Consider the following 13,973-nt stretch of genomic DNA (forward strand, 5'->3'; position numbering starts at 1 on the left):
TGTTCCTTCTCAGGTGGCCGGATAGGCCGCTTCGACGTTGATGAGTGTGGGCTGCAACTGATCCGCGAAGTCCTGCGGCGTTTGCAGTGTGATGTTGGCTTGTAGCCGCGCATCGATGACCCAGCGGTCATCGACTTGCTGCTCGCCGGTCCAGAACGGGATTTGCTTCGGATCGTCCGCATGGATCGGGGCGACGCCGGTGTTCAATGCAGCAAAAGCCGCGACTGCATATTGGTCTCTAAATAGCGTCGTGATGGTCTGAGCGTTGTCGGCGGAGTTGTCGCCGTGGACGTCCAGTTGAATAGTGATTTCAGTTGGTTGTAGAAAAGTCTCAAAGCCCGATGCGAGTTTGCCAGAGCCAACCGTTTGCGCCGGGCTGACTTGGTAGGTTCCGATGCCACCTGTCCCTGAAACGATTGCCGCGACTGTAGTGCCGGCGGCAACACCGACGCCAAAGACGGTCTGCCCTACGGCTATCGTGCCGAATTGAACGGCCGTCACGGTCATGACTTGGCCGGCAATCAATCCGGTGAAACTGACATCGGTATAGGTATCGACGTTGGTCGAGAGCCGGCGACGTCCGATTGGGTTCATCACTACGTAATCGGGTGCCTTCGGCGGCGGCACTCGGTTCACCTGTGCCCGCACGACTTCAACGCCAGAAGGCAGGATCGAGATCAGGAACGACCGTAGCGCGGTCAGTACCGCCGTCTCGGTCAGCGCTGGCGCGATGCTCACCCGGCCAGCCTGTAGAAGGCGACGTTCAGTTTTGCGCCGGCCGTCTGCTCGATGAAGCGCAGTGCGCCCAGATTGGCCGAGAACAGAAGTGGCGCATCAGCCACCGCCATGGTCATGCCGATTGCCGCCGTGGGAGCCGTGCCATCGTCCCGCCAACGGACCGCCAACGGACCGCCTGAGCTTCGCAGTCGATGAGCGCAACATTCGCGCCTGGAGGCACGGTAAGTGCTGTAGACGCGGCAAGGCTCGTGATCTGCTGATATCCGAGCGGCGCGTAGGATTGAGAGAACATGTGCCGTTCCTATGGTGAGACCTGGAGCGTCAGAGCCACTTTTGACCAATCGGGCCAGCGTTCGAGGACGTGCGCAGCGAGCCACACATTGCCCTCGGGTAACGTTCCGTTTGGGAATACGAAGAGATCGCCGCCAGCCCCGACATTGCGAACGACACCCATAGCCACACCGTTGAGATAAACGGCACGGTCAACGCCCTGGATGTTGAGACCGTCGAGCAAACGAAGATCCGAGGACGTTAGAGCTTGGACCTGAACAGAGATGGCGAAATCGGAGTAAGCCGGAATCTGCGATCCGTCGGGCGCCGTGGTGTATCCCGTTGAACGTCGCAACGTCGCGGGGACAAACGGGTTCACCGCACCAATTGCCGGCGCTACAATCCCATGAAGGTTCATTGCTTGGCCTACTTCACGCGCCAGTCGACGCTGTTCAGCATGTGGCTGGTTTCGATGAGCTGCTTGTCGTTGCCTTTGCGGGCGATGGTCGCCTCGCTGAGCGGAGGCCCGACATATTCGACAATCGCGCCTTGAAGCTGGCCCTTGATCGCTGCACCGGTCTGCCCGAGGGTCTTGTCGGCGTTATAGCCGTTTTCGACGAGCAACCCGCCGATGGCGTCCGGCCATTCCTCAGACTTCGCCTCGATCATGCCTCGGAAGAACGGGCGCGGCGGTGACTTCTCATTGCCGAATTCGTTCATCGCCGCCACGAAGGGAACGGAGGTGCCATCCGGATAAGTCGCTCCGGCGAGGAAGCCGATCTCGACGCTCGACGCATTGCTGACGCTCTGCGCGATTTCGGCCAGCTTGGCGGCGAGTTTGTTGCCGCCGCTGAACGCGACCATCAGCTCTTGGCCTTGGAGCCCTTCAGCGGCAGCACCTGTAGTTCTTCGGGCTTAGCCGGTTCTTCGGATTTCGCTTCGGCCTTCAATAGATCGGCAGTGGCGAGAGCGTCATCAGAAGCGGGCTCCTCGGAGGCCGGCGCCACAGATGCTGCGGCAGCCGCAGGCTCATCGCCGGCATGACCCGCTGGATCAGTTGCGCCCCCGTCATCTGCGACGGGCTGATGATCGGGCTCTGTCACTGCCGCCGGTTCAACTGGGGCCGCAACGGTCACATTTGCGATGTTCATCACCTGGGCACCGCCAGCGAGAGCTTCATCGATACGATCGAGGCGAGCCTCGACGATGGAAAGCCGATCCTCAGTCTCGATCTTGAAATCGCGCACTTCCTTGCGAAGCGCATTGAACATCTGTTCGTCCATGATCTTCATCCTGATTTACCGATAGGGGAACGGCGTTGGCGGCGGCGCTGGATAGCTGAACCCGCCAAGCCAGTACGGACGGGCAAGCTGCCAGAACAGCGCGCCGTATGTGGTTTGGGCGTACCAGGCCTGGGCCAGGCTCGTGGTGAACTCGACGTCCACCGAGACACTGCCCTCGGTCGCACTGGAGATGCGGCCGACCAGACCCGTTGCCGGGCTACCGACTACGCCAAAGTTGAGTTTGCAGAGATGCGCAACCATCAGCCACAGGAAGTTGGTCTGTTGCTGAGGATCGATCACATTTCCGATGAAGCCGGCAATGGCTTGCTGGGCACTCGGCAGAATTCTCGCCGTGATCTGAGGTTCTGTCACGTTCGAGAACTCAGGATAGGCCGCAGCCCATGCTGCATAATCGAACGTGATAGCCATGTCAGACCTCAGGCCGCAGCGGTTTCGACGCGGCGCTTGAACTCGGGGATCGGGTTCTTCGGATCGTGCGGCTCGAAACCGACACGTTCGCCGACATGATCCTGGGTGCGGGCCTTGATGTCGCCTGCCCGGGTCATGACCATGATGTTGCCCGACTTCACGGCCGGATGATCGGCGTTCTGCTCCATCCATTTGTCCATGAAGTCGGCATCGACGTTGTAGGTCAGCGCGTAGCCGTTCATGATCAGGTTCGGCGCGGCGCGGTCGACAGCGTGAGACCATCCGTTCAGGGTGATGGTATCACCCACCTTCTCCCACACCGGCACGTCTCGCGAGCCGCCGCCCATGACGGGCTCCGGACGGCTCGTTTGACGCTGGAGTTGGAGAACCAGCCCATGCGGGAGGCGGCAAGCCACGGTTACCGTTTTCGCCATGGTGAGTTTCCTTTTTACGATACTAGATGCCTTCCGGCATCGAATTGGACTTCGCAAGGTTGATAGACGCGGGGACTACTCTCAAATTCGTGTGAACGTGCAGACCGCTGCAAGTCTTTCCTCGAAGAGGATAGATATGATCCACATGATGCGAGATGCCGGTTTCGCGAGTAAGGCGATCAGCTTCCGCATAGATCTCTGCGATCGCATTCATATCAGCCCAAGAGGGTGTTCTTGCCTTTAGGTCAAATTCACGTTGCCTAGCGTTGGCAATGTAACAAGCTCGATTTTTTCGGTAGTCATTACGCCGTCTTTCACGGATTATGTCGCCGTTGCGAGCCCGTGAATTCTTTCGCCACTGCTTGAATTTTTCAGGATTGCTCACGCGATCCGCTTTGGCCCTGATTTTTCGATCGGCAGCAGTTTCTTGGTAGGCAGATCTTTGCTTTTCCCGAATTCTCGGTCGGTGTTTGGCATAACCTTGCCGTTGAGAGAGCTTTTTTCTCTCGATTTTCTCACTTTCGGAGAAAGCGAACTCCCGACGATTTTCAATGGAGGCTGCCCTGATCTTATTCCCATGATACCGGAGCGTGTTGGCTCCAGTGCATTCGAGAGAACAAAATCTGGACTTCTTTTCTCGGCATGTCGGCACATCGTATGGCGATCCACATTCCGCACAAACCAACGAAACAGTGGTTGTGCGACGAGGTTGAATACGGCGCCATTCGTATAAGCAAGCCATTGAACAGAAATTGCTAGGCTCTCGCCATGCCGGGACATAGTACGAATTAGAGCAGTTCTGACATGATTTATCTGTTCCAGACTTCTTTGACATTGATATACTCGGAAATCAATCTTTGAACTCCGAGTATACCATATTCGTTTTCCCGTTCAAACGCCCAATAGCTGCGCTACTGCCGCTGGGTATCTAATGACCGCACCCCAACTACCCGCCGTCTTCTTCTGCTTCCAGGCCGAGAGCTCGCGAACGATGGCATGATCCCGGGATTTTTCATTGAAGGAGCAGAAGCCGGTGTCCTGACCGTCGAAACGATCGGCGATGAGCTGGACGACATTGCCGGCACCGGTGGCATAGCGCGGCGAGGTCTTCACCTTCAGCTTGGGGAAGTTCTTGGCCAGAAGATCGGTGACATTGACGCCGAACGAGTTGGTCGAGGTCATGGCCACGGCAGAGCCCGGAGGCAGCGCCAGGGTCATGTCATCAGTCGCCTCAACACGGCCGGCGGTCTGTGCCACCAACTTGTTGAAGATGGCCTGGATGTCCGCGAACACTTCATTGGCCGTGGCATTGATGACGCCGGCGCCCGTGATCCAGGTCACGCCACCCGCTGCCTTCGTGGCCGGGGTCAGCGGAGCCGACAGGGCCGGATCATTGAGCAGGCCATAGTTCTGCAGACCAGCAACACCGTTGTGATAGGTGTAATCCTGGAACTTGCTCAGCGTTAGTGCGGCCGACATCTGCTTTTCAGCAACCCAGTTCAGCTTTGCCGTCGCCATGCGAGCCTGTTCAAGATCGCCATATTCGATGATGGTCTGGAACAGATAGGACTGGCGCTGCGGGAACGTGGCATTCGCGTCCGACATGCCGACATTGTTCTGGTCGCCGTAGCTGGACACCTCACCGGTGTTTTCCACGACGAGGAACATGGCTGTCTGGGTCGTCCAGTCGCCTTCCTTGCGTTCGCCGAGGATGTCAGCGCCCTTGTTGGGAGACTGAAGAACCCGGATCACTTCCGGATCGACATAGGTCGTGAACAGCGCCGGGACACCGCTGGAGCCGGGACCAACGGCGAGCGTCGGCTGGGCATCCAGTGCGACCTGATAGTTTCGCTTGTAATCGAGCGGAAGGTAGTCCTGAGCGAGGACGACAATACCCCAGTCCTGCTCAAGGCGGGTGAAATCAACGTGCTTGATCATGGCTGCCTCGCTTAGATCGTGTCGGTCATTTTGATGAGTTCCGACGCAGCACCAGCGGTGGCCGCATAGAACTTGGTCTCGATGCTGCCGGCGACAGTGGCGCCAGCGGCTGCGAAGGAGATCACACCAGTCGTGAGATTGGCGAACGCCTTCATGCCGACCGTGGCCGCACCGGCGCCGGCATTGTTCACCCAGACATCACCGCCGTTGATGATATCGCCGGCCGGGAAGCCGGATGGGATCGTGTTGCCGAACTCGGTCAGATACGTCGTGATGATGGCCTGTTCGGTCCGGATCACGATACCAGTGGGCAAACCCGAACCGGTGTTGTTCAGGAGCCGCGGAACGCCATTGGTGTCATTGGCCGTCCATGCGAACAGACCGACGGTGACGCCATTGGCACCGGCGCAAAAGCCGCCTTCCACGGTAAGAGCCGAATGGCGCGGATTGACGGAGGCGACCTGACCGGCAACGGCCGGCGCCTGGGTGAGATTGACCTGCCTCTGGAACATTGCTGGATCTCCTTACTTGAGGCGGCCGGCGTTCGGGAAACGCTGCGAATAAGCGTCCTGAGCGGCGGCATCCATGGCAGTGGTGACGGGAGCGGCGGAAGTCGAAGGCACGGGGAGAGCCTTCAACAGGGAGCGATATGCCGAGGGGTGAAGACCCGCGATATCGATCTTCATGGCATCCAGGGCGTGACGATAGACCTTGTCGGCGCTGTCGCAGGCCACGGCGATTTTGCCGACGTAGGGGCGAACCTCGTCCTCGGCGATGCGGATGTCGTTGAACTGTTTCCGAACACGCTTCTCGACGGCTTCGGCAGAGGTTCGGATCGCTTCATCCATGGCGGACTTGCTGACCTTCTCCTCCTTGTCGTCCTCATCATCCTCGTCTTCGGCGACTTCCTCGCCGTCGTCCTTGGCGCCCTTGGCCTTTTCGTCTTCTTCTTCGTCCTCGGCCTTCTTGTCTTCATGCTCCTCGTCTTCGCCGCGAGGCTCCATTTCGTCCTGGGCGATGAGCGTCTTGATCACCTCGTCGATATTGGCGTCTGCCGCCAGTTTACCGTCGAGGGCAGTTTTGAACGCCGCGACCCTCGCCGCGCGCGCCTTTGCTTTCGGCGAAGTCGCCATTGTGATGTTCTCCATGGGACGTGGGGTGAGTGCGCTATCTTGGACAAGAACGTCCGGGCCTGCGCGGCCCTGCTCAACGAGGGCTAAATGATTACCCCCGATGTCTCTCATCGTGCCGTCAAAAGCTTCCCCATCCGGCGTAGTGCCCGGTGTCATATCCGGGCGGTATCGATACCCGGCTGAAAGCTCTCGTTGTTCGTCGGTCTCGATCAACTCGATTGCCTTGCCATCCCACACCGTCAACGGCGCGGTGAGATAGGGCGCGTCGAAGCTGACCGGGCTTCCGATTGTGCCGACGGTTAGTTCCTTGGGATGATCATCGGCGTTGACCGGCTTGTGGCGGATCAAGAGCGGCTTGCCCTCAAAGCTCGACGCGGCACGCGCCAGTTCCTTGGGATCACGATACAGCCGGTAGATGTGCTCTGGATCGAGGCCAAGCCGTTCGAAATCTGGAACCTCACGGCCATAGTATGGGTTGACCACCGCCTTGCTAATCGGGGTCCGCTCGACGTGGAGGTGGCCGTCGGCATCGATCGAGCGAACCGTGGCCCGGTCCAACGCGATGCAATCCTGCGCACCCTTCACGCGATCCAACCAGTTGTCATCGATTTCCTCGAAGACCTCGGGTCCGAATTCCAAGGGGCCGTCATATGGCGCGACCTTGGTCAGATCGACGCCCGCTCCGAAATAGGTAATCGTGACGTGCGGCCTATATTGCGGCCAATCCCAAGATGCGCCGCCGTCCTCAAAGGTGCGGTGGCGTTCCGCGAGTTCGTCACTCTGAAACAGAAGGCAGACCGCTCCCTTGTCACCAAGCTCCTCGACCGATCGGGGGCCGAGGATGGCGACGGCAGTGTTCTCGCGCGGCTTGAACCGGTCCCAATCGACCGGCTCGTTGCTGTAGGCCACTGTCACATGGAGATCGTCGGCCTTCAGCGTCTCGTCGAAGCCCTGCAGGATCGCCCATGCCAGGAATTCACGGGTGTTCAGCAACGAGCGGCGAACATAGAGCGGGCGTGCTTCGGCCGCGTCCTTTCCAACGAACTCTTCGCCAACGGCCCTTGGGATGCCGAGCGTAGATTTGCCAGCGGCGGCGGCAAACATCGCCTTCCGCTGAGCCTCAGAGACAGCCGGCATAGAATTCTCGCAGTGTTAGGAGTGCGGTCTATTCGACCGTGAGACGCAAGCGGTCGAGTATCCAACGCGCCAATCTGTCGTAGTCGGCTTCTGAAGGTTGCCAACCGAAGAGAGCACAAAGCTTCCAGAAGACCATGCGGGCCCGTAGTTTCGCCCGGAGCGCCAATGGCACGGCTATTCGGATTTCGCTGACAATCATCACGAAACCCTCTTTTCACTCGGCGTCTGGGCTACCAGCCCATCGCGACAGCGGACCAAATGGCGAAACAAATGCCAAAGATCATGATCATGCCAGGACTGCGGAACGAGCCACCGGGCAGATCGTAGTTTGTTCGACGATCGATGGAGCGCATTACCTTCAAGGCGCGGGCCCTTTCAGCCGGGTCTTTTGGAAGAACCGGTGGGGGCGATGCAATCAATCCCATCACGAAAATCCCTTGATCACCGGCCTGCCGACGCATCTGCAGTTGATCAGTTCGCCGGGCTGAATGAATTGCTTCACAGCGGGATCGTACCAACCTTTCGAAACCTGATAGCGTGTCTTTTCGCGCCCGGCCTTCAGATGTGTATGGCGGGGCTCCCTGGCGGCACCGCTGTGCGTCCAGATGGCCTCGTCGATCCCGACTTCCTGCAACCTGACCCGATTGAAAGCCGCCGTAGCCTTGTTGTTCTGATCCAAGGATATAAACGCGGCCCGGCGCTTGGTGACGCCCAGCCTTGTCTCCAGATCGGACGCCAGTTGCCCGAGATCGCGGCCGGTCTGCACCGATCGCATCACCATTCCCTCGACCTGGTCCAGATACTGGGCGGGGATCGATTTGATCAGGGCAACATTCTGGTGAACCGTGGCGTCGACAACATCCCGCATCACCGGCGTCATCTTGAACTCGACCGACATGCCGCCGTCGCGAAGAATCTTCTTCAGCGCCGCGGTGGATCGTTTCTCAACCGATTGCGCGAAGTAGGCTGCCAAGTTCTCGGCTGCGGTATCGAACTTCTTCAGCCACTGCGCCGAAAGTTGTTTCATGGTGCGCCGAAGCACATCCGCCGGCGTCTCGTCCATTGCAACACGTGGCTCGTTCGCTCGATACGACGCCTTGACCCAGTACATCACACTGACGTGCATGGCCTCGACGAGACGATCAAGCTTCTTCCGGTATGCTTCAGCGATCCCGACGTTTGGTCGAACCGGGCGAAGCACCTTTTCCGTCTTGCTCCGGGGCGCTCGCTTCCGGCTTTGCAGGCTCGACATCGCGATCCTTCAGCGTATCAGCGATTGGCCGATCTTTCGGCGTTCTCGCGTTGATGACATCCCAGAGATCAAGCTTGATCACGCCGCGGCCTTTTTCCCGTCGTCGAATAGCCCATTTATAGGATGGCCGCCCTTCGGCTCAAGGCCTTCTTCCTCCTCAATGAGGAGGTCCGGCACTTCGTCCGGATCGAGGTTTTGATACATGCTGTCTGGATCGCTTGCTAGGCTACTGCGCGCTTCCTCTGGCGAGACAACACCGGAATCGATATCAATCTGGCGGGTTTCGGCCTTCGTCTTCTCGACTTCAGCCAGGCCCTTCTCGTCGAGAGACCACAGCGGCTCGAATTCGAAATCGATGCCATCGTCGGTTTCACCCCACAGCGAAAGCATCACCAAACCTAAGAGGGCATGCAAGTTCTGGCGATAAAGGTCCTCCTGGAAGCTGTGTGTCCAGTCATAAAACGACCGCAACTCACCTTCCGACGATGCGTTCAGGCCCGCCGGCTGGACGCCGAGCAGCTTCACCGTTGGGATATGGCTAACGGATGCCATATGCTCCTGTGATTGAGCCTGGAGCGCGTCGAGGCCACTGAGTGGCGACGAGACATTCTCGAACTCCTCCGCCTCTTTGTCGATCATCAGCAAACCGCGATTGGATCGCGTATTGTTGAACATCGCCGCGCGGGCCAGCATGCTGTCAGCCGAACCACCGCTCAGAACGGCATCCATTCCTGTCTTCAGAACGAACTGCGTAAACGACGTGATGATGTCGTTGACGCCCTGCCGAGTTTTCAACCAGTTCTCGACATAGGGATACGCCATCTGTGACAGCGAGATGCCCCCGAACGAATAGGCCGGTTTCAGCAGATCCGGCACCGGGCGGCCGATAAACGTCAGCAACCGTGTCTTGTGGACGCTCCTGCCCATCACGTTCCAGGATTGTGGGTCGTACCAGCCATCCTCAAAAGGATCGGCCGCATTGTAGCCCGTCGGGTATATCCAGACCGGCTCGATGAGCTTCAACTTCTTGATGCTGCCCTTTCCAATTTTGGCTGCCGAAACCTTGTCCCAGCCATCGCCGATACTCTTGGCCATCTCTTCGGGATTTTTGGAATCGCCGGTATCGATGCTGATATGAGCTCGCCCGAAGTACCCGTCGGTCTCGGCGACCTTTTTGAACACCGCCCTGACATTGAGGCGCTTGAACTCCGCCTCGAGTTCAGTGATCCGCTCAGCCTTGTCCTTCTCTTGGGCCTTATTCTTGGCCGTAAATCTGATCCAGCGGCGAGTGCATTCCCCGGCGATGATCTCCGACATCATCCGATATTCCGGACGCTGCGCGAGTTCGGCCAGGACCGGGTAGCCCATGAAGGCCGAACCCTGGTAGCCGAACGTTGCCGCAGCGCTGGCATAGGCATTGGCGGCCCAGCCGTTGATGCTGTCCATCGCCGTATCCATGGCGATGGCTTTGTCATGCGTTCCAACCAACGGGGGATGGACTGCAGCCTTGAACGGCCGGACTTCCGCCTGAACGACGCGCGTCGCGGCAACAGCCTCCTGCGATACCTTCATGACCTGTTGAGCAGGTTGCGCCACCTCGGCCGTTACTATTTCGGCCTTCCGGCGCCAGAACCAAGACAACATGAAGCTTCCTCAGATTCCAGGCATTGCCGTCTGTGTCACCGCCGTCGGGCTGATGATCATCGGGCGCTTGGCATGCGAATTGTCCGCAGCGATCACAGCATCCGCCAGGTTGTGAGACTTCACGCCCAGGTCCTTCTTGAGCTTCACCTTCGGCACGACCCGTTTTTTGCCCTCGGTTTCAACCCACCACGGCACGCATAGCTCGGTGAATAGTGCGTCGAGTTTGGCAACACCCATCCCCGAAGAGAACGATAGAACGTCCTCAGGCTTGATGGCGTGGCCCCGCGTCACCGCATTGAACGTCAACATCGCGCGGCGAGCCGTGTTGGCCCACGCCTGTGCCTTGCGGTTCAGATACTCGTCCTTGTTGAGCGGGCTTTGCCGATTGTAGGGATCGCTCGGCTTATCAGGATCTTCCACCGCGCCGCCGGCATGGAATGCGTAGTGCTGAACCTTCGCTTGGTTTTCACGGTTCTGCTCATCGATGTAGCCACCGACGAAAGCACCCACACCGATCGTGTCGTAAGAGACTGTCGCTCCCATGAGTTTGGCTTTGGCCCAAACCCGCTTGGCGTTCTGAACAAGTTCATCCTTGCCAGATGCCCAGTCTTCGGCGTCGAAGAATATGCCTCCGATCTTGTCGGCAGTGGCGCAATTATCCTCGCCGTCATCGGCAGGATCGAAGCCGATCGTATTCCGGCCGGTCAACGTGACATTCAGGACGGTATGCGCATCAACGCAGGCATCCAGCCAACGCCGCTTGAAGATCGAAAGCTCGCTATCGCCGAGTGGTACGCCACCGTAAACGTGCTCGAACTTCTCAGGCTCGCGCTCTTGCATTGCCGCAATGTCGCGCTTGGCCTTGTCCGAGAGGAACGGGTTTTCCGAGTAGTCGATCTTGTGGACTAGGCAGTGCTCGGGGGTGCTTACAACGAAATTCTTCCACACATAGTCCGTAACGAATTTCGGATTGAAGAGCAGGATCGTGAGGCTGTCCTCTTTGCGGATCGTCGGCGCGATAACGACCCACTGCTCTTCCGTAAGTTTCTCCGCCTCCTCCACCCAAAGGATGTCGATGTCCGACGTGCCTTTGATGTCGTCGAGGTTTCGCTCGATCCCGTAGAAGATGAACTCGGAACCGGTCGCCTTGTGGACGATCGTCGTCTTCATGACGTCGAACGCGGCACTGAGCCCGAGATGATTTATGGCCCACTTCAGTTCAGTGTAGACCGATTCCTGAATGCGATTCTGAAAGCGCCGGATGCAAAGAACGCGCATCTTGACAGTCAGGTGATTGATCAGCCTCACCAACTGGCAGGCGGTATCCCTCGTCTTCGAACTGGATCGACCACCGTGCAGGACAGCAATGTCGACGCTGCCGAGGAACACCTCTTCCCAAAAGTCATAAAGCGCCGGGTTGGTGAGGTGCGTGCTGTCCTCTAACTCTTCTCGCTGCGCAGCACGTCGCGCCATGTCCGGCTTTCTGTCTGGATCGGGCCACCTTCTGGACCTGAGACCTCAGTCTTCGTCGGGGCATGACTGCCCTGCATCTTGTTGGCCTCAGCGATGGCAGAGACGGCCACTCGGGCGTCGTTCTTCTCGGCGGCATCGGAGATACGCTTGAGGGCCGCAAGCCTGTCCACGGCCGTCCATTCGGCTTTCTCGGCGACTCTTTCCTGCTTCTTTCGGATCAAATCCGCGATGTCAGGTTTCGTCAGGTTTTCGGACCCGACACTCCGCGCCGTCTTCTCGCTGTACCCAGCGCGTATCGCTGCCTGGGTAGCATTCAGATCCACTAGGTATTCCGCGACGAAGCGCTGCTGCTTGTCAGTGAGATTCATTTCACAATCTCGGGCCAGTGGATGCTGAAACCATCTCCCGCCTATAGGAACAAAAGGAGCGGCTGTTCCTGACAGAAAGCCATGTCCCGACTAATTAGCCTTGGAAAGGAGGGCACTCGAAATGCGCGACGCACTGCTGGCAATCGCTTACGCGATCATTGCCATTCTACATCTGATATGACGAGCGAGCCGCCTCAGTTTACGCTGGGGCGGCATATCCTGTTCCTCAGCATCGCCAGTCTTCTTGCCTGTCTGCATCTAACCTGATCTATCTTTTGTCTACTTTAGAGGGGGCTGAAGTGCGCAAAGTCGATGGATGAGAACGATTTTTTCATGACGATCCAAGGACAGTTTGTTGCAGGTGCGCAGCGCTATCTTACAGCCGCCCAAGTGCTGTGCGATTCAACGGAATGGAGAACGAGAGGCAGATTGCTGCAGACGCCGGCGTTACATCTGCTAGCGCACGGAGCCGAGTTACTTTTCAAATACCCACTCATACGCCATGGCGCGAACCAAGATGAAGTGCGGTCCACCTACGGGCACGATTTGTTGAAGCTGTGGTCGGCTGACGCCAATGAAATTCTTAGACGGGAATCGCTCCAAGCCGCTGAATTGGTTTGGTCGGCGGCAAGAGACGGCGGGAAATGGCCTAACGACGACTTTTCGGAGAATCCTCGCGACGTTCTAGTTGGAGCATTAGGTGTTCTCTCCCACCTGCACGGCCGCTCCAGTTCATTTGCCCTGCGCTATATCATCCAGAAGGAAACTCGTGCACCAAGGCCGCCATTCCTGATTGAGGCCTTCGGGAGTATTGCCGAGCGCACATGCATGAACCCCGGCTTTCTCGATTACTAGATGCCCCTAGGTGACGCCGTCTTGCCCTTTGCCAGTGCCTGGGCGAAGCTCTCATGACGGGCCTTGGGGAGAATGGGCATGGAGTTTTGGGTTCCGCTGGTATCAGCTTTGGCCGGCGCGCTGATCGGTTCCGCAACTTCCATCATCACGATATGGATTCAAGGCAGGAGAGATGAAAGGCGACACCTCCGCGAAAAGGCGGTTGAGCTCGCCCTTTCCGACTACAAGTACCGATCTGATGTGATCTCTAAGATAGGTGGCAGCCTCTATCCGATTTCACTTCACTTCGCCTACCACCTTGAACTTCTCGAAGAGGCATCGAAGGGCAAACTGACACCAGAAGCGATGCAGCGGATTTCTGATAACCACACCGCGCTTCGCGATTTCATCGACCGAAGAGGACGAGAAGTATCTGATGCAGCAGCCCATCAAACGAAGAAGTAGAACGCCACCGCCGCTCTGAGCATTGCAGGGGGATCGTTACTGGCATGATGACCCCGCATTGGTATCAGGAACGGACTGGACCGCTCGCTTCCCACCCCGCCTTGGCGATCAGGGGAGTGGTACATCGGCTTTCGCCTCCCACACTTTCCCAAGCACCTCACGGGCCTTAGCCTCGTCCGTCCGCCGTTCCTGATTTGCTTACCCACACTGGCATCCGCTGGCACATGGCTCTTGAGGTCATGGAGCGCTGGCGCGGGCAATTCGAATGATACAGCGAGGGCCGGCCTTTCACCGGCTGCCAGGATAGCTCCTGAGCCTCGCTACGAGACGGGCAGGCCCCGCAAGCATCTGCCGGTTCATCTCGCATTTCTGCCGACGCCACCGCCCCCATGGTGACCTTAACGCGACCGGGCCATTATCCTGCTACCGGTGCCGGACTGTCGTTGCCGTCATGGACGGCGATGAATGGCGCACATGTCTGGACTCGAACCAGAAACCTACCGATTAGAAGTCGGTCGCTCTATCCTGTTGAGCTACTTGTGCGCGGTCCCGGTGCGCCCAACCCTGTCCGCTCT

General features: G+C 58.2%; 17 protein-coding genes and 1 tRNA gene. 2 read left to right on the forward strand and 16 right to left on the reverse strand.

The features are described from left to right. Positions 1 to 9 precede the first annotated feature (9 nt). The 15 genes from AB4136_RS20685 to AB4136_RS20755 all read right to left on the reverse strand — a co-directional run bounded on the left by AB4136_RS20685 (position 10) and on the right by AB4136_RS20755 (position 12,099). Positions 10 to 738, reverse strand: coding sequence for a phage neck terminator protein (locus tag AB4136_RS20685; RefSeq protein ID WP_137901000.1), 729 nt, complete (start codon positions 736 to 738; stop codon positions 10 to 12). Between the two features lie 301 nt (positions 739 to 1,039). Then, on the reverse strand, positions 1,040 to 1,426 hold the full coding sequence (locus AB4136_RS20690) for a hypothetical protein (RefSeq protein WP_137901001.1): 387 nt from the start codon (positions 1,424 to 1,426) through the stop codon (positions 1,040 to 1,042). An 8-nt stretch (positions 1,427 to 1,434) separates the two neighbouring features. Beyond that, complete coding sequence (locus AB4136_RS20695) at positions 1,435 to 1,872, reverse strand: hypothetical protein (protein WP_441931557.1); 438 nt, start codon at positions 1,870 to 1,872, stop codon at positions 1,435 to 1,437. Then, positions 1,872 to 2,291: a hypothetical protein gene (locus tag AB4136_RS20700; RefSeq protein WP_137901002.1), complete on the reverse strand. Its 420-nt coding sequence runs from the start codon at positions 2,289 to 2,291 to the stop codon at positions 1,872 to 1,874. Before AB4136_RS20700 ends, AB4136_RS20695 begins: the two co-directional genes overlap by 1 nt. A gap of 15 nt (positions 2,292 to 2,306) precedes the next feature. Then, positions 2,307 to 2,720, reverse strand: coding sequence for a DUF4054 domain-containing protein (locus AB4136_RS20705; RefSeq protein WP_171020964.1), 414 nt, complete (start codon positions 2,718 to 2,720; stop codon positions 2,307 to 2,309). A gap of 8 nt (positions 2,721 to 2,728) precedes the next feature. Further along, positions 2,729 to 3,154 (reverse strand): hypothetical protein, encoded by a 426-nt coding sequence (locus tag AB4136_RS20710; protein ID WP_171020965.1) that lies wholly within the window; start codon positions 3,152 to 3,154, stop codon positions 2,729 to 2,731. 381 nt (positions 3,155 to 3,535) lie between these two features. After that, positions 3,536 to 3,934: a hypothetical protein gene (locus AB4136_RS20715; protein ID WP_137901004.1), complete on the reverse strand. Its 399-nt coding sequence runs from the start codon at positions 3,932 to 3,934 to the stop codon at positions 3,536 to 3,538. A gap of 111 nt (positions 3,935 to 4,045) precedes the next feature. Further along, positions 4,046 to 5,092, reverse strand: a complete 1,047-nt coding sequence (locus AB4136_RS20720) for a major capsid family protein (protein WP_137901005.1) — start codon at positions 5,090 to 5,092, stop codon at positions 4,046 to 4,048. Between the two features lie 11 nt (positions 5,093 to 5,103). After that, on the reverse strand, positions 5,104 to 5,604 hold the full coding sequence (locus AB4136_RS20725) for a structural cement protein Gp24 (protein ID WP_137901006.1): 501 nt from the start codon (positions 5,602 to 5,604) through the stop codon (positions 5,104 to 5,106). Between the two features lie 12 nt (positions 5,605 to 5,616). Next, the gene (locus tag AB4136_RS20730) at positions 5,617 to 7,329 is read right to left on the reverse strand and encodes a DUF2213 domain-containing protein (RefSeq protein WP_137901007.1); all 1,713 of its coding nucleotides are present in this window, start codon (positions 7,327 to 7,329) and stop codon (positions 5,617 to 5,619) included. 457 nt (positions 7,330 to 7,786) lie between these two features. Next, complete coding sequence (locus AB4136_RS20735) at positions 7,787 to 8,425, reverse strand: phage head morphogenesis protein (protein WP_441931558.1); 639 nt, start codon at positions 8,423 to 8,425, stop codon at positions 7,787 to 7,789. 100 nt (positions 8,426 to 8,525) lie between these two features. After that, the gene (locus tag AB4136_RS20740; RefSeq protein WP_441931559.1) at positions 8,526 to 8,696 is read right to left on the reverse strand and encodes a hypothetical protein; all 171 of its coding nucleotides are present in this window, start codon (positions 8,694 to 8,696) and stop codon (positions 8,526 to 8,528) included. After that, a complete protein-coding gene (locus tag AB4136_RS20745; protein WP_137901009.1) occupies positions 8,693 to 10,258 on the reverse strand; it encodes a phage portal protein in 1,566 nt (521 codons plus the stop codon). The genes AB4136_RS20740 and AB4136_RS20745 overlap by 4 nt, the downstream gene beginning before the upstream one ends. Before the next feature lie 9 nt (positions 10,259 to 10,267). Further along, positions 10,268 to 11,731: a PBSX family phage terminase large subunit gene (locus tag AB4136_RS20750; protein WP_137901010.1), complete on the reverse strand. Its 1,464-nt coding sequence runs from the start codon at positions 11,729 to 11,731 to the stop codon at positions 10,268 to 10,270. Further along, positions 11,698 to 12,099 (reverse strand): terminase small subunit, encoded by a 402-nt coding sequence (locus AB4136_RS20755; RefSeq protein ID WP_137901011.1) that lies wholly within the window; start codon positions 12,097 to 12,099, stop codon positions 11,698 to 11,700. The genes AB4136_RS20750 and AB4136_RS20755 overlap by 34 nt, the downstream gene beginning before the upstream one ends. Before the next feature lie 312 nt (positions 12,100 to 12,411). Here AB4136_RS20755 and AB4136_RS20760 point away from each other — a divergent pair, with 312 nt between their 5' ends. Both AB4136_RS20760 and AB4136_RS20765 read left to right on the forward strand, forming a co-directional pair. Continuing rightward, a complete protein-coding gene (locus AB4136_RS20760; protein WP_137901012.1) occupies positions 12,412 to 12,954 on the forward strand; it encodes a hypothetical protein in 543 nt (180 codons plus the stop codon). Between the two features lie 78 nt (positions 12,955 to 13,032). Continuing rightward, entirely contained in the window at positions 13,033 to 13,398 is a 366-nt protein-coding gene (locus tag AB4136_RS20765) for a hypothetical protein (RefSeq protein WP_137901013.1), read from the forward strand. Between the two features lie 466 nt (positions 13,399 to 13,864). On the opposite strand, the gene AB4136_RS20770 is transcribed toward AB4136_RS20765, so the two are convergent. Continuing rightward, positions 13,865 to 13,941, reverse strand: a tRNA-Arg gene (locus AB4136_RS20770). Positions 13,942 to 13,973: the final 32 nt, after the last annotated feature.

This window comes from Mesorhizobium sp. 2RAF21 (assembly GCF_052115345.1).
Lineage (GTDB): Bacteria > Pseudomonadota > Alphaproteobacteria > Rhizobiales > Rhizobiaceae > Mesorhizobium > Mesorhizobium terrae.